This is a genomic window from Achromobacter sp. Marseille-Q4954, assembly GCF_943737025.1.
Lineage (GTDB): Bacteria > Pseudomonadota > Gammaproteobacteria > Burkholderiales > Burkholderiaceae_B > Achromobacter > Achromobacter bronchisepticus_A.
The window spans coordinates 1,293,124-1,313,115 of record NZ_CALSFQ010000001.1; the positions used below are offsets into that span (position 1 = coordinate 1,293,124).

General features: G+C 65.7%; 24 protein-coding genes. 5 read left to right on the forward strand and 19 right to left on the reverse strand.

The features are described from left to right. Position 1 precedes the first annotated feature (1 nt). From NGK62_RS06005 to pilL2, 5 genes are read right to left on the reverse strand one after another with little or no spacing between them, the layout of a single operon-like run. Positions 2-550, reverse strand: coding sequence for an integrating conjugative element protein (locus NGK62_RS06005; RefSeq protein ID WP_041106336.1), 549 nt, complete (start codon positions 548-550; stop codon positions 2-4). Beyond that, positions 547-1,137 (reverse strand): transglycosylase SLT domain-containing protein, encoded by a 591-nt coding sequence (locus tag NGK62_RS06010; RefSeq protein WP_029044393.1) that lies wholly within the window; start codon positions 1,135-1,137, stop codon positions 547-549. The genes NGK62_RS06005 and NGK62_RS06010 overlap by 4 nt, the downstream gene beginning before the upstream one ends. Beyond that, positions 1,119-1,841, reverse strand: coding sequence for a TIGR03759 family integrating conjugative element protein (locus NGK62_RS06015; protein ID WP_020206710.1), 723 nt, complete (start codon positions 1,839-1,841; stop codon positions 1,119-1,121). The genes NGK62_RS06010 and NGK62_RS06015 overlap by 19 nt, the downstream gene beginning before the upstream one ends. 14 nt (positions 1,842-1,855) lie before the next feature. Then, positions 1,856-2,500, reverse strand: coding sequence for a hypothetical protein (locus NGK62_RS06020; RefSeq protein WP_029044394.1), 645 nt, complete (start codon positions 2,498-2,500; stop codon positions 1,856-1,858). After that, positions 2,497-3,075: a PFGI-1 class ICE element type IV pilus protein PilL2 gene (gene pilL2, locus NGK62_RS06025; RefSeq protein ID WP_029044395.1), complete on the reverse strand. Its 579-nt coding sequence runs from the start codon at positions 3,073-3,075 to the stop codon at positions 2,497-2,499. Before pilL2 ends, NGK62_RS06020 begins: the two co-directional genes overlap by 4 nt. Positions 3,076-3,552: 477 nt before the next feature. Here pilL2 and NGK62_RS06030 point away from each other — a divergent pair, with 477 nt between their 5' ends. The 5 genes from NGK62_RS06030 to NGK62_RS06050 all read left to right on the forward strand — a co-directional run bounded on the left by NGK62_RS06030 (position 3,553) and on the right by NGK62_RS06050 (position 7,135). Further along, positions 3,553-3,759, forward strand: a complete 207-nt coding sequence (locus NGK62_RS06030) for a hypothetical protein (RefSeq protein ID WP_251877739.1) — start codon at positions 3,553-3,555, stop codon at positions 3,757-3,759. Between the two features lie 2 nt (positions 3,760-3,761). Further along, positions 3,762-4,583, forward strand: a complete 822-nt coding sequence (locus NGK62_RS06035) for a TlpA family protein disulfide reductase (protein ID WP_029044396.1) — start codon at positions 3,762-3,764, stop codon at positions 4,581-4,583. Between the two features lie 290 nt (positions 4,584-4,873). After that, on the forward strand, positions 4,874-5,431 hold the full coding sequence (locus NGK62_RS06040) for an OsmC family protein (protein WP_020206716.1): 558 nt from the start codon (positions 4,874-4,876) through the stop codon (positions 5,429-5,431). A 96-nt stretch (positions 5,432-5,527) separates the two neighbouring features. Then, the gene (locus NGK62_RS06045; protein WP_020206717.1) at positions 5,528-6,211 is read left to right on the forward strand and encodes a DsbA family oxidoreductase; all 684 of its coding nucleotides are present in this window, start codon (positions 5,528-5,530) and stop codon (positions 6,209-6,211) included. A 39-nt stretch (positions 6,212-6,250) separates the two neighbouring features. Further along, entirely contained in the window at positions 6,251-7,135 is an 885-nt protein-coding gene (locus NGK62_RS06050) for a DMT family transporter (protein ID WP_199861596.1), read from the forward strand. Between the two features lie 13 nt (positions 7,136-7,148). Here NGK62_RS06050 and NGK62_RS06055 read toward each other — a convergent pair whose 3' ends face one another. From NGK62_RS06055 to NGK62_RS06120, 14 genes are all read right to left on the reverse strand, one after another. Then, complete coding sequence (locus NGK62_RS06055; RefSeq protein WP_020424017.1) at positions 7,149-8,054, reverse strand: DMT family transporter; 906 nt, start codon at positions 8,052-8,054, stop codon at positions 7,149-7,151. Between the two features lie 83 nt (positions 8,055-8,137). Then, a complete protein-coding gene (locus NGK62_RS06060; protein ID WP_020206720.1) occupies positions 8,138-8,716 on the reverse strand; it encodes a TetR/AcrR family transcriptional regulator in 579 nt (192 codons plus the stop codon). Positions 8,717-8,969: 253 nt separating this feature from the next. Further along, positions 8,970-11,189: a c-type cytochrome gene (locus NGK62_RS06065; protein WP_079388664.1), complete on the reverse strand. Its 2,220-nt coding sequence runs from the start codon at positions 11,187-11,189 to the stop codon at positions 8,970-8,972. 306 nt (positions 11,190-11,495) lie between these two features. Continuing rightward, positions 11,496-11,924, reverse strand: coding sequence for a hypothetical protein (locus NGK62_RS06070; RefSeq protein WP_020206722.1), 429 nt, complete (start codon positions 11,922-11,924; stop codon positions 11,496-11,498). 112 nt (positions 11,925-12,036) lie between these two features. Then, positions 12,037-14,316 carry a helicase-related protein gene (locus tag NGK62_RS06075; protein WP_041106332.1) on the reverse strand — a complete coding sequence of 760 codons (2,280 nt, stop codon included), beginning with the start codon at positions 14,314-14,316 and terminating at the stop codon, positions 12,037-12,039. A 99-nt stretch (positions 14,317-14,415) separates the two neighbouring features. Next, entirely contained in the window at positions 14,416-14,736 is a 321-nt protein-coding gene (locus tag NGK62_RS06080; protein ID WP_020207191.1) for a hypothetical protein, read from the reverse strand. A gap of 89 nt (positions 14,737-14,825) precedes the next feature. Further along, complete coding sequence (locus tag NGK62_RS06085; RefSeq protein ID WP_020207192.1) at positions 14,826-15,146, reverse strand: hypothetical protein; 321 nt, start codon at positions 15,144-15,146, stop codon at positions 14,826-14,828. A 51-nt stretch (positions 15,147-15,197) separates the two neighbouring features. Next, positions 15,198-16,331, reverse strand: coding sequence for a DUF6094 domain-containing protein (locus NGK62_RS06090; RefSeq protein WP_277914973.1), 1,134 nt, complete (start codon positions 16,329-16,331; stop codon positions 15,198-15,200). Between the two features lie 40 nt (positions 16,332-16,371). Continuing rightward, entirely contained in the window at positions 16,372-17,022 is a 651-nt protein-coding gene (locus NGK62_RS06095) for a hypothetical protein (RefSeq protein ID WP_041106327.1), read from the reverse strand. A gap of 76 nt (positions 17,023-17,098) precedes the next feature. Next, positions 17,099-17,359: a hypothetical protein gene (locus NGK62_RS06100; RefSeq protein ID WP_041106326.1), complete on the reverse strand. Its 261-nt coding sequence runs from the start codon at positions 17,357-17,359 to the stop codon at positions 17,099-17,101. Positions 17,360-17,375: 16 nt separating this feature from the next. Continuing rightward, the gene (locus tag NGK62_RS06105; protein ID WP_020207129.1) at positions 17,376-17,783 is read right to left on the reverse strand and encodes a hypothetical protein; all 408 of its coding nucleotides are present in this window, start codon (positions 17,781-17,783) and stop codon (positions 17,376-17,378) included. Between the two features lie 104 nt (positions 17,784-17,887). Continuing rightward, positions 17,888-18,229 (reverse strand): hypothetical protein, encoded by a 342-nt coding sequence (locus tag NGK62_RS06110; RefSeq protein ID WP_020207130.1) that lies wholly within the window; start codon positions 18,227-18,229, stop codon positions 17,888-17,890. A gap of 94 nt (positions 18,230-18,323) precedes the next feature. Then, a complete protein-coding gene (locus NGK62_RS06115; RefSeq protein WP_020207131.1) occupies positions 18,324-19,013 on the reverse strand; it encodes a DUF3275 family protein in 690 nt (229 codons plus the stop codon). Between the two features lie 56 nt (positions 19,014-19,069). Further along, on the reverse strand, positions 19,070-19,990 hold the full coding sequence (locus tag NGK62_RS06120; protein WP_041106323.1) for a DUF3577 domain-containing protein: 921 nt from the start codon (positions 19,988-19,990) through the stop codon (positions 19,070-19,072). Between the last annotated feature and the right edge of the window lie 2 nt (positions 19,991-19,992).

A 19,992-nucleotide genomic window follows, 5' to 3' on the forward strand; every position in this document is an offset into this window, starting at 1 on the left:
TTCATTGCTCGATGCCGGTGGCCGTGATCAGCGCCGGGTAGTGCCGCAGGCCCAGGCGATCGGCCAGGTCGTCGCCGGCCACGGGCGCGAGCGGTACGCCAGGCACCAGAGCGCGCAGCCGTGCCAGGCCCTGCGCGGTCTCGACGTTGACCACCAAGCCGACCGCGCTGCGTTCACGCAAAGCGGCGGCGCGGCGCTGCAACCAGACCCGGGAAGCCTCGTCGTCGCCGATGACCGCGAACGGCCGCAGGCCGGGCGCTTCGATCACGCGCCGCGCGACGGTGCCGGGCGTGAGCTTGCTGCTGCGCACCGGCAGCATCGCGGCTTCGTCCGCTGGCGTGGCGGGAACCCGGGGCGTCGGGATGGGTGGGCGGGCCGGCGCGTTGGCGCGCGGCTGGAGGTTCAGGGCTTCGTAGTACGGCAATGCCGACGTGCCGCCGCGGTCTTCGACCACGATCAGCGGCTCGCCGGCACGCGAGGCCAGCGGCAGGCCTGCCAGCAGTACGAGAAGGCTCGTCAACGTGATGTTGGTCCGATGGGTTGTCGTCATGGGGAGGTCTCCTGGCGCGCGGCGAGTACCGCGGCGGTTGAGCGCGGGCCCTGCACACGCGCGAGGTGGCGCGACACGCTGCGCCGATAGCGGGCGGCGGGCTCGCCGCCTGCGGGGCGGTGGTAGCGGCCGATCGCCAGCAGCCATTCCTCGCCGGGGGTGTGTTGCTCCTTCAGGATCTCGGCGGCAACGGCCAGGTTGCGATACGGGTCCAGCAAGTCGCACGCGCCGGTAAAGCGGTGCTTGTGGTAGCCGAGGTTGATCTGGCCCAGGCCCGCGTCAATGCGCGTGTGCGGCGTGGCGCGCATCGCCTGCTGCAGGCCAGCGCAGGCGTCGGCGCGCGTGGCGAAGCGGCGCGACTGGCCGGCGACGTTGAGGGACCACGGCCACGGCACCAGGCGCCCGTTGCGCCGGATGCCGCTCTCCTGCAAGGCCACGGCGTAGAGCACGGTCGAGGGGATGCCTGCGCGCTGGGCGGCAAGCTGGTATGCCGGTGGCGGAACCTCCTGGGCCAGGGCGGCACCGGCATACAGGCCGGCAGCGAGCACCAGTGCGCGCAGGGGCATGGCTACGGCTGGCGCTGCCATTGGCCGTTCACTTCGCGCACGGCGGCGGGCAGATCGCCGGGCAGGCCCAGCGACAGCCAGCGGCCGCCGTCGTGGTTCAGCGTGATGCTGCCGGCGCGCACGCGCGCCGGGTCAATCTGCGCGCGCTTGGCCCAGTCGCGGATGCGCGCGTCATCCTGGCGGCTGCCGACCATGTACACATCGAACGCGGTGCCTGAGGATTGCAGGCGCTGCACGAGCTGCCCGCAAGCCGCGCAACCGTCCTTGACGAACACGGCCATGCGCCCGCTGCCGCCCGTGGCGACGGCGCTTGGCTTGTCGTCGGGCAGGTTCACGCGCTGCATGCCAGGGTTCAGGCGCTGCCAGGCCTCGTCGTAGGCGCGCTGGTAGGCGAGCAGCTTCTCGACGCGGCGCGCCTCGACCTGCACCTGCAGCTCCGCGTAGCGCCGCCGTTCTTCGTCGGTGCGCGCCTCGATGCCCAGGGCGGACAGCGGGTCCAGGTTGGGCGACTGGATGCCCAGTCGCCCGTCCATCAGCTCGCGGTAGCGCGCCCATTCCTGCGGTTGCAGACCCCATTCGCTGGCCGCCCGATCGTCCAGGGAGCGGGCGACCGTTGGCCGCTCCTGGCTCTGCGCGTTGCGGGCGGGCACCGTAGCGGGCTGCTGCGCCGAGGCGGGCAAATGCGTCGCCAGCAGGAGCGCGGAAACGATGATCGATGGCTTCATGGTGCCGGCTCCTGTCAGGGAATTGCCACGCGGCGGGTCTGGTCGCCGGCCTGAAACACCGCGGTGTTGCCTTCGACCGCCTGCAAGCGCCATGGGCCGACCGAATCGCCCGGCAGCAGCACCTGAAGCTGGTCGGGCGCGAAGTCCCCGTCATTCGGTGCGACGGACACGCTGCGCTGACCGGCCCGCAGTTCAGCGCCAGCGACGTGGAACGGCAGCGGCGGTGGTTCGGGCCTGGCCGCAGTGGGTTGGTTCTGTGGACGCGGCCGGGCCGATGCAGCGGTTCGCGTCGCCGTCTGGCGCGCCTTGATCTGCTCGACGTCCGCGCGCAGCGCCTGGAGGTCGTCTGCCGCAGCATGGCCGCTCAGCCCCTGCTCGACCTGGGCGATGCGCGCCTCCAGGGCATGGCGGGTGTCCTGCAGGCCTGCGGCGGTGGCGGCCGCGGGCCGCTGCTGCAGGTCCTGAGTGGTCTCGGCCAGTCCGGTCGTCTGCGCTTCAAGGCGTTGCAGGCGGGCATCGAGTCTCTCCTGCTCCGCCGGGTTGCTCATCGTCTGGTGGCCCAGGACCACCAGCACGCTGAGGCAGATCAGCCATAGCCACACCAGGCTCTGCATCACCACTGCGGCAGTTGGACGCCGGGGAGATTGCGGCGTGTTCATGGCTGGCCTCCTGAAACCGAAGGCGCCAGCGGGACCGTCTGCACCGTTTCCGCAGTGGGCGACTCGGAAATCGGCTCGCCGCCTGCGTCGCGGCCAGGCCGCTCGAAGCAGACCTGCCGCGCCCGGTCATCCGCGTGCAGCTCCCAGGCCGGGCCGGCCAGGGTGAGCAGCGCATCGCGTAAGGTCATGGGGCCTAGATGCAGATGTGCCGCCGGCAGCGGCAACGCGTACAGCTCGATCACGGCATGGATGGTCTGGCAAAGGCCGTAGCCGCTGCGCTTGAGCACATGCCGCAGCCCGTCGCCCACCGTGGCGCGGGCGTCCTCGGGCATGGCGACATCGATGGTCTGCAGCAGCAGGTCGCGCTGCGCCGCCATCGGCGCCAGTTCTACGAGGGTGTAGCGGCCATAACGCGCGACGGGCACGAACTCGGGCATTGCCGGCCTGGGCGCGTGCGAAACCTCTTCGACGGCTTCGGGCGCTTGCGGCACCGGAGTAGTCGCGCAGCCGCTGGCCAGCACTGCGGCCAGGAGACCGGCGCCGGCCAGGTGCCGGGATACAGGAATTGCGGGCATGGCATCGGCTCTTCTGTGGTGATGCCGATACCTTGGCGGCGCGCGGTTGCGCGGTCAGCCAGGAATGCGAACTGGGGGTTGCCCGTTTTTTAGGGAGGTGGGCCGGATGCCGTCCGCGTATCGTCCAGGTAGTACAGGAAGTGCAGCCGTTGTTGCGATCGCAGATTTGCGGCGAAACCATGCCCCGACACCTCTCGGAGGTTCTGAACGGATGCGAAGGCATGGGCACGCTGAATGTGCGTGGCACAGACCTGCGCCCCGAGCTGCCCCACACGAGCCCCGAGGTGCTGCGCAAGGCGCTGTACCGCCAGCCGTAGCCGACCCTCAGCATGTCGGTGACCAAACTGGCCCGGGATGCTGATTCCAACCGATGAAGCGAAACTAAAATCCCGCAGGATCGGGCGTCACAACCGGCATGCAGCGAACTTCTCCCCTAGCATGGCCGCCAGGTTCAGGCTAGACGAAGCTCAGATGTGCATGCTGTTGGTTGAGGATAACGAACGAAGTGGCGCGGGGATCGTTGTCAGGTCGCAAGGGCACGGTGTGCTCGATATCGGCCTGCGCGATCGCGACGGCATGGGACTGTTGTACGGCGGCAGGCTGCTGCTGGCATCCCGGCAGGGAGGAGGCCTGATCGCAGAGGTCCCTATGCCGGTCGGCGAATCACCCTTCACCGGAGCATGACCATGGGGACGGCGCTGTACGTTGGCCCGATCGCGCTTCCGTGGTCCTTGCTGATGGCGGTGGCGGCCGCGGCGCTCGGCATGGTCGTTGGTGTGTCCTGGGGCCGACGCCAAGGTGTTGAGGTGGCGGCATTGGCCTGGCGGGTGTTGTTGGTCACGATCGTGGTCTCCCGGCTGGCCTTCGTTTACTCGTACCGCGATGCCTACCTGCAGGCGCCGCTGGATATCCTCGACATCCGCGACGGTGGGTGGAACGGCCAGATCGGTGTGATTGCGGGCTGGTTCTACGCCACGACGCTGGATCGCGACAGGCATTCGCAGTCGCGCAAGCCGCTGCTGGCCGGCCTGGGCGTTGCTACCGTCGCATGGGTGATCGGCTCCGTGAGCCTTCAGTGGAACATGCACAGCGACATCCGCATCCCCGCGGGGGCGGCACTTACCCTGGAGGGCACGAGCGTCGAACTGCAATCCTTCGCGGGAAAGCCAATGGTCGTCAACCTATGGGCCACCTGGTGCCCGCCATGCCGGCGCGAGATGCCGTTGCTGCAACAGGCACAGGCGGACTACCCGCACGCATACTTCGTCTTTTTGAACCAGGGCGAGGCCGCCGAGAGGGTGCAGAGCTTTCTCGTCGGGATGAAGCTTACGCTGCACCATGTGCTGCTCGACCCGAAGGGCCAGGCTACCGCCAGTGTCGGCGGGCAGGCGGCATTGCCCACGACGCTCTTCTTCGACGCTCAGGGTCGCCTGATCTCGCGGTACATCGGCGAGCTTTCCCACGAAACCCTGGCGCAAGGCCTGGCTGGAATCGGGATTGAGCGCTGAAACGCTTGCTGTGCCTGCGTGCGCGTGCGCTCGGGCGGATTTCTCCGCCGGATCGCGGCGTGAGCTGGAAGCATGAGGTCAGCCAGGAATGCGAACTGGGGGTTGCCGACGAGGTGATCGGAACTGGAGCTGCGGTGCGTGCGGCAATGCGCGAGCGCCCCCGATATCCACCATCTGAAAGGGCCTGGATAAAACGCCGCTGTGCAAAACTACCTGCTAGATGGTAGATTACGGGGCGGTATCCGTTTTCGCAGGGCTTCCGGCCTCAATTTCCCACCCAAGGAGATCCCATGACCACCTCTCTCAACGGCATCGACGTCGACGGCTTCCGGCAGTTCGCCGAAGGCATCCGCCAGAACCCCGACAACGCAATTGCCAGGTTCGAGGTCAACACGCGCTGGGACGGCCAGACCCGTTCCGCCACGACCGTCAAGTCCTACGACCTGTGCGGTAAGACCCATGCGCGCGACTTCACCATCACGGCCGACGAACCCGCCGAACTGCTGGGCACCAATACCTCGCCCAACCCGCAGGAGCTGCTCATGGCGGCCCTCAATGCGTGCATGACCGTGGGCTACGTCGCCAATGCCGCCGCCAAGGGTGTGACGGTGCGGTCGCTGGAGATCCAGACGGTCGGCGAACTGGATCTACGTGGCTTCCTGGGGCTGGATGCGAACGTCAACCCCGGCTACGACGAGGTCAAGTACATCGTGCGCATCGACGCCGATGGCACGCCCGAGCAGATGGAGGAGATCCACCGCGCCGTCATCGATACCTCGCCGAACTTCTCGAACTTCGCCAAGGCCGTGCGCATGGTGCCCGAGCTAGTCCTCGTGGAGAAACCATAAGGTCCATGGCGATCACATCGCTTGCGACGGGACTGCGAGGTTGAACCCGCCAGTCCTTTCGCTCGTGCCTGACAGTCCTCAACGAAAGAGTGCTCAATGAAAATCGTCAAAGTGGACATCTGGTCCGACTTCGTTTGCCCCTGGTGCTGGATCGCCAAGCGCCGCTTCGACCAGGCCGTGGAGCAACTGGCCGGGCAGATCCAGGTGGAAGTGAGCAGCCGCGCATACCGGATCGCGCGGGGCATGGCACCCATGGACTTCGCCTCGGCGCTCAGGATGAAGTTCGGCAGCGAAAGCGGAGCACGCCAGATGATGGCGGCGGTCACCGCCCACGGCGCCAGGGAGGGCCTGGCCTACAACTTCGGCACCATGCGCTTCGGCGATACCGCGGACGCCCACGCGCTGGTCAAGAGCCTGCCCACACAGGCGTCGCGCCAACGTCTGATCGAAGCTCTCTCCAAAGCCAGCATCACCGATGGCAAAGACATCTTCAACCGCGACGAGCTGCGGGCCATCGCGGCGCAAGCCGGTCTGTCCGACGCGGAATGGGCCGACCTGGACTTCGAGCGCGTGCGCGAGGTCGAGCACGACGAGATGCAGGCCAATGCCATCGCCAATGGCGTGCCGCTGTTTGTCTTCAACGACAAACTGTACCTGTCAGGCGCGCAACCGACCGAAACGTTCGTGGCGGCGCTGACGCAGGCGGGCGCCTCATCCCCCGAGCCGGTGGCCGCGGCGGCGGACGGCGCCGCTTGCGGTCCCGATGCCTGCCAGATCTGAAGACAAGAGGCGTTTGAAGCCAGTATGGGCGATCCCCACATGCCCCAGGAAACTGGGCAACCGGCCGGCCAGGGCCCACTCGCGGTCGCGCTGGCGGTCTGCGCCATGCTGGCGTTCGCCGCCAACTCCCTGCTGGCCAGGCTGGCGTTTCAGACCACCATCATCGACCCGGCCACGTTCACCTTTGTGCGGCTGGCCTGCGGCGCCGGCGTGTTGTGGTTGCTGGTCCTGGCAGGTCCGCATGGCCGGCGTCCGGGGTTCAAGGCGTCCTGGGCGTCCGCGGTGCTGCTGTTCGTGTATGCCGCAGCCTTCTCGTTCGCCTATCGCGGCATCGACACCGGGGCGGGCGCCCTGGTGCTGTTCGCCTGCGCACAACTGACCATGATCCTCTACGGCGTGGCGCGGGGCGAGCGCACGAACGTGCTGGGGCTGCTGCTGGCCACCGGCGGCCTGATCGCCTTTCTTGCGCCCGGCGCATCGGCTCCGCCGCTGCTGCCCGCGCTGCTGATGGCGCTCGCCGGTATCGCCTGGGGTGGGTTCTCCCTTCTGGGGCGCGGCAGCAACGCACCCGTGGGAAGCACCGCCAGCAGCTTCATCTGGGCCGTGCCGCTGGCGGGTGTCCTGCTGTTCGCCTCGCCAGGCGGCCTCCGGGCGGATGGGGCTGGACTAGGCTACGCCGCGCTCTCCGGCGCATTGGCTTCTGCGCTGGGCTACGCCATCTGGTACTGGGTGCGCGTACGTATGACGGCGATCGCCGCCGGCTCGCTGCAACTGTCCGTGCCCGTGCTCAGCGCCTTGCTGGGCATGCTGGTCCTGGGCGAACATCTCGCTCTGCGCAGCTGGCTGGCCGGTGCCGTGGTGCTGCTCGGCGTCGTGATCACCACCCGATCGAGTTCGCTTCGCCAGGCGCAGCCGCAGCGCTGAAGGCGCGGCGCGATCAGGGCCGTCTCAGCACCAGCGCCACGCCACTGAGCGTCAGCAGCATCGAGATGACTTCCCTGGCGCCGATGGGCTCGCCCAGCATGACGGCGGCGGACAGGACCCCCAGCAAGGGCACCAGCAGCATGCCGGTTGCCGCCACCGATGCCGGCAGGCGCTGCAGCGCCGCGAACCAGGTCAGATAGCAGATCGCCATGGGGATGAGGGCCATGTAGATCAGGCTGGCGAACTGCCAAGGGTTCAAAGCATCCAGCCGGGGATGCTCGAACACGATACCGAATACCAGCATGGGCAGGCAGCCCAGCCCCACCTGCCACGCCGTCGAGACGAGGGGCTGCAAGGGAAGCGGCGCGCCGTTGAGGATCGTGCCCAGGGCGAACAGCACTGCGGCAGCCAGCGCGAAGCCGATGCCCAGCGCCTGCCCGCCAGTGACGGAGAAACCCTGGGCACCCAGCAACACCATGACACCGGCCAGACCCAGCAGCAGAGCGGCAAAGCCGCTCGCCGTGGGGCGCACACCCCGCAAGGGCCAGACCAGCAAAGTGACCCAGATCGGCATCGTGTAGACCAGCAGCACGCCTTCGGCCACGTTCACCCAGTTCAACGCCAGCGTCGAGAAGCCCATCCAGGCAAAGACGTTGGTGAAGGCGGCCAGCGCCAGGCGCGGCATCACCTTGCGCGGCGGCATCAGGCGATGGCCCTGCATGGCGGCCAGCACCGCCAGCCCGATCGCGGCGGCCACCCCCGCAAGGCCGCGAGAGAACATCGGCGGCCAGGCTTGCAGGAGGAGCTTCATGGCGGGCCAATTGACGGCCCAGCCGACAGCGGTGACCAGCAGATAGGCCGTCCCCTGGAGTCGCCGCCTCGCCGCAGCGGTGGGGTCGTGGGTGCCAGGCATCGTCATCCGGCGCTCATTCGGCGGGCTGTGGGCGTTCGATCGCGCATGCGCGAACGGCCCGCCTGGGGAGGCCGGCAGAGAAGGTCAAATCAAGAAACATCGTGCTTGCGCTGCGCAGCAGCCTGTGACCGGACCACCCCGGCAATCCGGTACAGGACATCGCTGGCAAGCGATGGCGGGTTCTCGTTCAAGGCCCAATCGATGAAGCTGACGCCTTCCAGCAAGCCCAGGACCTGGCGGGCACGGGCCGCGGTGTCTGCGTCCTGTGGCAACTGCCCGGCCGCCTTGCCTTCGTCGAGCACTTTTTGCAGCCACTGGAGCTGGAGGCGGAAGAATTGCCGGGTCAACGTCTGAAGGCGCTCGGGCAACACGGTCATTTCGGCGGCCAGCGCGCCGCACAAGGGCAACTGGCGACGCCCCATGCTCTGCGTGAACCATTGCGAAAAAGCGGCCAGGCGGTCATCGACGGTGGGGCACTCGTGCTCGATGCCCTCAAGGCCCCGTGCGACGCGCTCCACATAGGCCTCCACCACAGCCACCCCCAGGTCTTCCTTGGCGGGGAAGTGGTGGTGGATGCTGGCCTTGCGGATGCCGACTGCCTCCGCCAAGTCGGCGTAGCTGAAGCCGGCATAGCCCCGGGTGCACAAAAGAGACTCGGCTGTTTGCATCAGGGATGCCCGAGTACTCGAAGGCATGGTTTGGTTCATGGCCGGTGACGCACTCCACTCGCAGTTGCTCTCTACTAGAAGGTAGATTACCACGAGCCGACGCCCAACCGGGCCGAGACGCCCTCTGGACTGCGACCTTGGCAGCCTTCCATGGGCGGGCGGCCGAGGGCCGAGGGGGTCTGATCACGACCGTGATGTCCCCGGCGCGGGGACGCCACGCCGGCGATCAATCGGCGAGCATCGAACGATTCGGTCAATAGCGGGCATCCGCGGGCTTCTTGTCCTGGGGCCAGTCCTTGACCTTGGCCGGGAAGTCCGGGCGTGGCATATGGCTGAAGTATTCGGCCACGTCGACCGCCTCCTGATCGCTCAGCCCGCCTTGGCCCAAGGGGAAGTGCGTGCCGAAAGCAATGGGCATGTTGCGTTTGACGAAGGCGGCCGCCGTGTAGGTGCGGGCCATACCGGCGCCGATATTGAAGGACTCGTCGCCCCACAGCGGCGGATACACCATCTCCCCCTTGGCGTTCTTGACGCCTTCGCCGTTGTCTCCGTGGCACAGTGCACACTGGGCCGCATAGATCCGCTTGCCGTTCTCGGTGTTGGGAATGAGCCGCTGGTCGATCTTGCCCACGCCGCGCCCTTCCACCTTGTCTTCGGGCTTGGTCTCGCGTTTCATCCAGTCGAAGTAGGCGACCATGGCTTTCATCTCGTCGCTGGTGATGGGCAACGGCTTGCCGTTCATCGAGCGCAGGAAGCAGCCGTTGATGCGGTCCTCCAGGGTGATGACACGGCCCGCGCGCGGAGCGTAGCTGGGGAAGAAGGCAGAGACACCGACATAGGGAGAACCATCGGCCACGGTACCTGCGTTCAGGTGACAACTGGCGCAGTTGAGCTTGTTGCCCACGTTGTTGGGCAGCATGCGCGCCGTGTCGATGTTCAAGCGCGCGCCCAGCACCAGTTGCTCGCCGTTCTTTTCCTTGAGCATCTCAGCCAGGCGCGGGGTCTCGAAGGGACGATGGCTGTCGGCCTTGGCATCGAGTTGCCTGCGGGCGCTGGTCACGTCACTGACCTTGATGTCGCGCGCATCGACGCGGCCCCAGGCGCGGCGCGTGAAGTTCAGGATCTCGGCGATTTCCTGATCGCTCAGTTGCGCGAATGAGGGCATTGTCAAAGGTCGAGCATGGCTTTGCGTGACGGGAGCCCGCCAGCCGGTGAGCATGATATGGATCAGCGTGGACGGGTCCTGCGACTGCAGGGTGTTGTTGCCCGCCAGAGACGGGAACGCGTTGGGCACACCGTCACCATTGGAGCGATGGCAGTCGGCACAGAACTGCAGGTAGCCCAGCCCGCCGCGCGAGGTGAAGATGTCGATGGGCATGTCACCGGGCTTGGCCGCCCCCCCGCTTTGGCGCGGGGTGATGACTGGCCCGGGGCCTTGGACGACCTGCATGGGCAGGTCATCCTTGCCGGGCGGCAGCGATTTCAGATAGGTGCCGATGGCCAGCAGGTCGGCATCGGTCATGTACTGCGTGGAGTGCTGCACCACGTCGACCATGTTGCCCGAGACGGTGCCGTGCCGATTGCGCCCGGTCTTTAGCATCTCGGCGGTTTCCTCCGGCGTCCAGAGGTTGCGCAGGCTCAGTGCGCGCCAGCCTTCCACGGTTTCTCCAGCCAGGAACAGATGGTCATTGCCGCCCTCGCTGGTCATGGTCTTTTCCTGGAAGGCGATGCCGCGCGGCGTATGACAGGCGCCGCAATGGCCCAAGCCCTGAACCAGATAGGCGCCGCGGTTCCACACCTGCCCCTTGTCTTCCAGGGGCTTGAAGGGTTCATCGTCCAGGAACATCCAGTTCCACAGCGACAGGCCCCAGCGCTGGTTGAACGGGAAACCCATGTCGGAAGGCCGGTTGGCCTGCTCGATGGGTTTGACGCCTTGCATCAGGTAGGCATAGAGCGCCTTCATGTCCTCCGCCGTCATCTTGGCGTAGGACGGATACGGCATGGCGGGGTACAGGTTGTGGCCGTCGGCCGCCACACCCTTGCGCATGGCGCGCTCGAACTGCTCGAAGCTGTAGCCGCCGATGCCCGTGGTCTTGTCCGGTGTGATGTTGGTGGAGTAGAGCTTGCCGAACGGCGTCTCCAGCGCGAGGCCGCCTGCCATGGGCTTGGACTTGTCCCCGGTGTGGCAGGCTACGCAGTCGCCCAGACGCGCGACATAGCGGCCGAGATCGACCTGCTCGCGCTGCTGCGGCGTGAGGTCGGCTGCATAGTCGGCGGGCAGATCGTCGATGATCTGGGGAATCTGTGCATGCGCCGTGGCAGGCGTGTCCTGCGCCAAAGCAGCCAGCCATACCAGGGAGACGCATGCCGCAAACGTGACCGCAAGCTGCGAACGGCGGGCTAGAAGCGCTCGAAACAGTCGCTGCGTGGCGCGGGAGGGGGGCTCGGGCTTAGGATGAAGGATCGTAGGCATTGTGAAAATCCATTGACGTTCGCACAGTAGATTTTCCGCCTTGTTGGGATTTGTCTAATTGATTGAAATCAATCACTAAGCATTTGATTTATATGAAAAAAATATTCCCACTGGATTATATTGTTCTACGATTAAGTGAAAATTAAGAAGTCCGACTTTGCTTGCGAACGGGACTGTCCAAACAGTCCCGTTCGCAATGCAAAGCCCCGAAGAGATTCCCAGTCAGGACCATCAATAGAGTTGTACGCGCCACATCATTCCCGAGTCCGCTTCAGACCAGCATCGATCCGCCAACTGAGCATGCGCCTAGCAGCGCACGAGCTGGCCGTTCCCGCTGAGCGGCCGGTCCGCCATCGCCGCCGAGTACTCGTCGGTGTCGCTGGTGTCGTAGCAGACGACCTTGATCTCGCCGGTGTCGCAGCGGATGGAGTGGATCTGGCCGTCGGTCATATCGACCACGACGGCTTGCGGGACAAGACCCAGTTCGCGGGCGGCCGACAGGATGGGGCCATATTCGGCAGCGTCGAAGCAGACGAACGGCCCTTCGTACCGGGCTTCTTCGGCCAGATCCTTGGCTTTGTAGTAGTGGGCACCCTGGTCGTATTCCTCCTGGGTGGTCCTGACCTTGAAGACCGGCATGTCGGGGGTGCCGGAGGCATCGACGCAGGCGACAGCGACTTGCATCTCGATCTCGCCGCCGTCGGCGGGTTCGATCGGAGGGGTGTTGGTGTTCATGGAAATCTCCTTGAAATGAAAATGCGTAGCCATACCCGCGAAGAACGCGGGCATGGCTACGAGGTAGGAACAACAGAAAGCCGGCGGCGCTAGGCCGGCGTTGGCGTGGGGATCAGGCGGCGACCAGTTGCCGGGCCAGGGCGACCTCGACGGAATCACCGTCCTGGTTGAGCACATCCAGCCCCGATTCGGGCACGTCGCCCGAGGTGGACTGCGAGACCATGATCTTCTTGGCCATCAGTTCCAGGCAGGTCATCTGCGAGGAACCGGCGTAGCCGAGGTAGATCACGCGCACCGGCAACTTCTGCCCGATGCGCCAGGAGCGGCGTGCCGCCTGCTGGAGCGAGTACACGTTGTAGCCCGACTGCATGAACACGATCGTCGGAAACTCCAGCAAGTCCAATCCCGTCTTGACCAGCTCGGGATTGGTGATGAGCACGTCGATGCCACGGTCCAGTTGTTCGGCGATCCAGTCCTCGCGGCGGCTGGCGTCCACGCTCGCGCGCAGCACCGCCACCTTGAAGCCTTCCTGCTCCAGCAACACCTTCAGGCGCGACGTGGTGTCGCGCGTGCCGGTATAGACCGTATAGGCCAGGACCTTGCGGCCCTGGGCCCTCTCCTCTTTGCAGATGTCGATCAGCTCACGCTCCTTGGGGCTGATCTCGAACTCGTTGAACTGAGCCGGGACAAACGCCAAGGTGTTGCGCGTGCGCGGATGCACCACGGTTTCCGATCGGAAGCAGCAATCCGGCCAGGCGAGCAGCACGTTGAGCACCACACCCAGCAGCGTCGTATCGCGTCGCGCCAGAGCCTGTTTCAGCTCCGCGGTCAGCCGACCCGCCAGGTCGCGGTAGGCCGCGGCTTGCGCCACGTCCATCTGGACTTCACGAAACTCCTCGTCATACGGCGGCAGCACATTGCCGCCGATGTCCTTGAGTTTGAGGAAGATCGTGAACGGCAGAATGCACCGCAAGACTCCTTTCGGCCCGAAGCCGGGAGCCTTGACCGTGCGCACCGATACCTTGGTGCCCCTGGCCGTCTTGTGCGCCGTGCCGGTGCTCTCGGAATAGATATCGCGCAGTACGCCGTGGTCGCGCATGAAGGCCATGGCGGCGGAGGTCATGCTGCCGCTCGTGGTCGGGCGGTAGCCGTCTTCGATCATCCGTCCAGGCAGTGCTCGGAACAGCAGGTAGAACAGATCGTCGCCGTAGCCGCCCATCAACGTGCCAGTCAGCAGCAAGGTTCTGCGAGCCTTCGCTGCCAGCACACCCATGGCCTGACCCTGTGCGGAACCGCCGTTCTTGTACTCATGCGCTTCATCAGCGATGAGCAGATCGAACGTGCCTTGCGGCAGGTACCTCTTGATGAACTCGGACGGCTGATAGCCGCCCTCGCCGAAGCCGAACTCCATATTGGCCATCGCACGCTCCATGCGCGTGGCCTGACGGTCGGAAAACACCAGCTCGCCGTTGCCGTCCATGAGGTTGATGAACTCATGGATGTTGTCGCCGAGCATCGAGGCCAGGAAGCCGTCGCCGAACTTCTGCATCAGCTTCTGCGCGGTGACTTCCCCGATGGTGGGGATGCGCTTCAAGGCTTTGAGGACGGCCGAGGACTGGTCGCTACCGGCCATGCTTCGCGGACGAATCAGCGTCCACAGGGGCGCGGCGCAGTGGCTGCACTTCCTGCGGTATTCCTCGGCTTCGAGCGCGGCAGGGTTGACCGGCTCGCCGTCGAGGTCGGTGATGACCGTGCCGCAGTCCGGGCAGGCCGCCACGTCGCCGTGACGGGTGCGCCGCTGGGTGAAGACAGGCTTCCAGTGAAAGCCCATCCGCATCCTCACGCGGCCCAGGACGAAGAACTCCTGACCCGTGGGCTGGACACCCAACTGCTCACGCAGCTTGATGAGCTTGACGAGCGTATCCGGCCCGTTGAGCACCCACACTTTGGCGCCCGCTACCGTCTCCTGGATCTCGCGCCGCCACTTGTAAACAAGGTGCGGTGGCGAAAGCACCAGGGTGCGGCGATACCCTTCGGCGTTGAGCACGGCGGCCGTGGCAATGCCGACGGTCGTCTTGCCGCAACCCATTTCGCCGTTGACGATCGCGGCGCGTTCGCCACGGTCGATCAGCAGCTCGGCGGCGGCATGGACGACTTCGGCCTGGGCCGGGAACAGCTTGCGCTTGAGGCTGGCGACGACGAGTTGCCGGTGCGCCTGCGGCTGGCCGGTATAGACCGGCGGGTTGGCGCTGTTGAGGGCGTCGAGCAGTTCGTCGCCGAACTCGCCGACGAAATCCTGAAGGCTCAGGGTCAGAGGGGAAGATTCCGCGTCGAGCAGTTCGCCCTGTACGGACGTGGCTTCGGCGGTGGTGGTTTCGAGATCGAGGGACATGGTGATGCTCCAAAGAAAATGGGGCATGCACCACCCCCAGCGGGGCGATGGCATGCCCCGTGGTGGGAAGAAGATGCGGCGCGCGGCCGCTGGATGCGATTACTCGTAAGGCAGCAGAAGAACCGTCATGCTGCGGTCGTACATGGTCCAGACTTCCAACCAGACGCCGTTCGCAATCGGGTAACGCGAGAACAGTTTTTCTCGGCCTTGCAGCCCATAGTTCTCGTTGATGTGCCGCTCGGCTTCATCGACATCGCCCCAATCTCCGCGCCTATGGCGGTTGAGACAGGTGCCAGCATCGATGTAGCGGCGACGGACCAGGGCCTTGACCCCGGGTGTTAGGACGATCTCCCCTGTAGAGAAAAGCTCGGGGGCAGACGTTGAGGCAGATGCGAGAGCGCAAGACACGCTGGATGCCATGACGTTTCCTTCTGGATGAAGGGGCCGCGGCACCCCAGCGGGGAGACGGCCCCGGTGGGTGGGTAGATGAAGATGGCGATGCAGCGTCTTCAGAGCATGTCGTGCTCTTCGGATAGCTGGACCACCGTGGTTTCATGGTCCTCGCTGGTCTTGACGATCAGTGCCAGGTCCGGCGTGATCCTGAACTGCGAGATCATCAGGTTGTCCTGTTGGATTGCGACGTTGTTGGCTTGGCGGGTGGCCTCGTCGATCTCGCCCCAGTCACCGCGCACGTGGCGCTGGACATAGGCCAAGGGGTCGATCAGGCCTTTGCGTGCCAACCAATGCACCTTCTCGCTCAACTTCAGCGTACCCGGTGCGAACAACGGTTGCTTCTGCGGCGCGGGCCGCTTGAACGGGTTTGCGAACATGGTGTTTCTCCTTCGATGTGGGAATAGCAGGACGGCAGCGCGTCCGGTGAGTCAGCGGATGGTCAACACCTCGCCCCGTGTCGCGGAGCCAGGCGTCATGTCCCACGCGCGGATGACGGGCACAAACTTGTCGGTGAGGATGCGGGTCTCGGCGATCGAGCCGTCTTCGCGTTCGGTGAATTCACGCTGGAGCGTCTTGTCCTTGTGGGTGTCACCTTTGACGACGAGCACGCGCCCGGTCTTGGAGCGCACAACCCCCGAGATCGCGCCCGCGGCCAGAGCCAGGGCGAGATGCCAGTGGGACAAAGCCCGCGCCGGTGGACGCAGCGACTGCTGCGCGGCCCCCAGGTGCGTGTCCAGCGACGGCCAGAGGCCTTGCAGCCTGCCAACCTCGTCGGCGAACTGCTCGGGCTCCATCGTCACGCGGAAGAAATGCTCCGGCTCGGCCGGACTGGCGGGGACGATGTACGGCAGGAACGGCCAATCGCTCGGTAGCTCCTCGGCTTCGACTTCGCCAAGCCCAACCTGCAGCAGCAGATTGCGCACGGCCTTGACGCCATCGGGAGCCTGTTCACGCTGTCGCACCCTTCGGCCGAAGATCACCACCTGCTTGAACTGCGTTTCCACCGCTCGGTAGATGCGCAGGTCCGTGTAGTGGCGTGTCAGCCAACCGACCAACTCCGCGTCGAGCACGTAGCCGGGGACGATGAAGACCAGCACGCCGCCGTACTGCAACAGCGACAGCGAACGCTGATAGAACAGCTTTTCGAGGCGGGCACGGCCCTGGCCTTGGTAGCCGATGTTGCCGTTGACGTCCTTGGACAGGTCGCCATACGGCGGGTTGAGCCAGAGCAACCCGAAGGATTGCTTGGAGACCATCGTGTCCATCAGGTCCGCGTGCAGGCAGTGATCGACCAGGCCACGGGCATGACGTGCCCGCTCCGGGTCGAACTCGACGGCGAACGCCTTGGCCTGCTCGCGCCCGAGGGCATGGGCGGCTTCGGCGATCGCCACGCCTTCGCCGGCGCAGGGATCGAGGATGCACATCGGCCCGTCGCTGGGCATCAGTGCATTGAGGGCTCTTTCGAGCGTGGGTTCATCCGTGGGGAAGTACCCGTTCTTTACGAAATTGCGGGCGAGCCGCGGGAACATGAGGGCCATGGAAGTCTCCTGGTTGGCGGGGATGAAAGACGGAGGTACGCCAAGGCGTGCCTCCGTGGGTGGGTCAGGCCGCTACCACTTCCGGCGTCCAGATCTTGGCCGGATACGGATAGGCGGTGAGCGCGTCACTGCGGATCAGGGAGCCCAGCGCCAGGGTCAGCGCCGGCACGTCGATGGCGAGCCGATGGCCTTCCAGCGGCCCGAGGGCGAACGGAAGGCGGGCCAGCATTTCGCGGCTTTGCAGCAGTTCCAGCACGGTCTCGCGCCAGTGGTCGAGCAGCGGCAACGGGCAGGTGTCCCGCACCAGCATCCACAGGCGGTCAAGCCGGTGGGCGCTGTCGCGCGGCAGCAGTGCCAAAGCGCTGGCGTTGGCCTTGTCGGGCTTGACGCAGCGCCGGTCGAACAGCCACACGTTGGACAGCGAACCGAACAGCGTTCGCCGGTAAGCGCGGGTCATGCGCTTTTCCAGGCGATCGACATTGCCGATGAACACCGGGACGCTGCCGCCCTGGCCGGTGATGACGTGGAACTGGTCCAGTCCCTGCTCGTCGCGCCCGAGGGTCAGGCGAGCGAGGAACTGCTGGACGGCGGTGTCGCGCGCCCAGATCGACAGGAAGATCAGGTTGCCCTGGTCGTCGCCGACGCAAGCGTCGGCCATCACGTCGGGGCATTCGTCGATGCGGTGCAGCGTGGTGGAAGAAGTGTGTGCGGGCATGGTGGTGTCCTCGGATGAACGGGAACAGCACCGCCCGCTGGGGCAAGTACTGCCCCAGGGGGTGGAAGAAAGCCGCTCAGTCCGGCTCGAACTGCCGGGTGTGCGGGTTGAAGTGAAGCGCCTCGTCCACCGCGGTGATCGGCGTGAAGCCGTCCAGGTAGATGTTGTTGAGGTACTGGTCGCGGTAGGTCAGCGCCTGCCGTGCCTGCTCCTCGGTGAGGCCGTTGTCAATGAAGTACGCCAGCATTTCCTCGTCGGAAGAAACTTCGTCGTTGGACAAACTGCCTTCAACGAGCTTCAACAGCGAGGCGGAGAGCGCAGCCAGGATCGGGTCCATGTCGGTTCCTCCTGGCTCAGACCATCAGTGTCGCGGCGGGAGCCGTGACAGCCGTGGGTGTGCGCCGTCGTGCGTGGTAAGCGCGAACGCCTGCACGCCAGTCGGCGGACTGCTCCGGTGCGAGGTCCAGATAGGACAGCGGGCACGAGTAGTAGTACGGGTGCATGGACTCTTCCAGCGGCTTGTAGCCCCACTGGCCGCCGCTGCGTTCAAGCAGATCGCAGCGGATGAAGCGCAGGGACTGGCCCGGCGCCAGATCACGATGCACACCTTCGACCTTGGCGGTCATTTCGACCACGGACCACAGCACGTTGCCGCGCATCGCATGGGCGATGACCTTTGTGCTGACGCGCTCGGTTTCCCGCGGTTCGATCAGTTCCGCGATCAATTCGGATCGCGATTGGTGAGAGAAATACCAGCCCATGAGAGGCCTCCTGAAGAAGTGGGGCCGGAGGCCTCCCCGTGGGGAAGAACCCCCAGCGGGTGATGGAATGTCGCAGGTGCGGCGAAGGAGCCTATGCCTTGTCCTCAGTCCCAGTCGTCATCGTCGCGATCACAACCGGCCGGGCAGTAGCCGAACTCGATCCCGTGCGAGCAATAGCCGTGCTCCGCATTCCAGTCCTGGGTTTCCTGCCGTTCGGCAGGCGTTGCGTAGTCCCATTCCTGGGTGGCGATTTCCAGCGCGTGAGTGCGCTGGTCATGCGGCAACCGACTGGCTTGCGCGTCGATCTCCGAACTGAAAAGCGTGACCCAGTGATCCCAGGACAGGCCGCAACCACGCTGGGCATGCTCGGCGGCCGTCTTGCACACGGCGCGCCACGCGGTTTCGTCCAGCGCGGAACGGGGTGTATCGCAAGCGATGGTGGACATGATGGAGACCTCCAGAAGAAAGCCGAGGCCTCCCCCGCATGGCGAAGGAGCCCCGGCGGGTGGATGGAGAACACCGCGGATGCGGTGTCTGCGATCACGCAGGTTGCAGCTCGGCCTCGCGGCTCCACTCCTGCGTCTTGAAGTCCAGCGCGTAGCCCAGTTCACCCAGGCGGGCGATCTGCGCACGCAAAGCGCGGCGGTCGATGGTCGAATCTAGTTTCACGGATTCGCCCAGCGGCCACAGCAGGCCGAACAGCGCGGAGTCACCGTCTTCGGTGCTGCCGGGGGCAGCGGCCGCAGCAGGTGGCGGCGCATCCACGCCGAAGGGCGTGGTATCGACCAGCGGGTCCGCGGACGATTGCATGGGCGCGGGCTTGGCAGGCCTGGACGCTTTGGCGGGTTTGGCCGGCGTTGCCGCAGGCTGCGTCCCTTGCTCTTCGTCGAGCGGATCGACGTCCTGGGTGGCGAAGCTGCGTGCTTCGTCGCGGCTCAGTTTGTCGATGCCGTTGAGCGTCATGCCGTCGAGGCTGGCCCGGATCTCGAACCGCATGCCACCGCCGACCGGGTAGGACTTCGGGAAGATGTACCTGATGATGAATTCCCCGTCGTACTTGCCTTCGGGGTACTGCTCCAGTTCCGGGTCTTTGACCTCGAACGTACCGAGGTGCGTGGCGAGGCGGCCGACGGTGAACGGGCCGTTCCTGCCGCGGATGGTGCGCAGCGTGAGCTGGCCGGGGACGACGATGGGCGCAACCGATTTCTCGGATGCCGATGTGGCTGCCATGATGGTTCTCCTTGACGAATGGGAAAAAGCAAGGCCCCGTGAGGGGCCATGCCGGATCAGAACGAAGCAGCCAATGCCGGCTCCTGCTCCTCGACTTGCGCCTCGGGCTCGCGCTCGGCGGGCTCGGCAGGCTGGTCGGCAGCGGGGTCGGTGGCCGTGTCGATGGCGTCGTCGGCTTCGGGCGCGGATGCGTCTTTGGCCGGCGGCGCCTCGGCTTGCGCCTGGCTCGTCGGATAGACCTGGGTGCCGTCGATCTTGATCAGACCGATGTGGACCAGCGTCGATTCCAGGCTTGCGGCCGGTTCCCCGGCGTGCTCGCCCTTGGTGCGGATGTACGGATCGATCTTCATGTCGTTCAGACGGAAGGCGATCAGGACCTTGCGGTCACCCTCGATGGCCTGAACGCACCGGCGAACCAGGTGCTCGGCTTCCGGGGTGGCGACGATGGTGTCGAAGTACCGATACTCCGGTTCATCGACAGGCCCGGCCAGTGCCGCGACGGTGCAAGAGAGGAACGAGTCGCCAGCCTTTGGGGTGACGTCCTTCACACGATTGAGATAGCCGATGCCGCGGGTGATCAGCTCGTGCTGCTCGATCGAAGCCAGTTCGGCCAGCTCGGTCTTGAGCAGTCGCGCCTTGAGGGACGCGGCGGCCTGACCTTTTTGCTCGCCCTTGTCGCGGATGTACGCATCGCCCCACAAGTCACCGACGCGAAAGCGCACCAGCGGGCGCTGCTTGGGATCGTCAACGCCGATGTAGCGCTGAACGAGCTTCTTGGCCTCGGCACCCGAGACCTTGACGTCGAAGTAGCGGTAGCTGGGGTCCCGTGCGGGGCCGACCAGCGCGGCGATGGTGCAAGCCAGGAAAGGCTGCGCACGGCGGCCGCCCCGGACGGGCACTTCACGGACACGCTGGATGTAGCCGATGCCCGAGGTGTGGAGGTCGAAATACGATTTCTCGTTGGACGTGGTGTTCATGG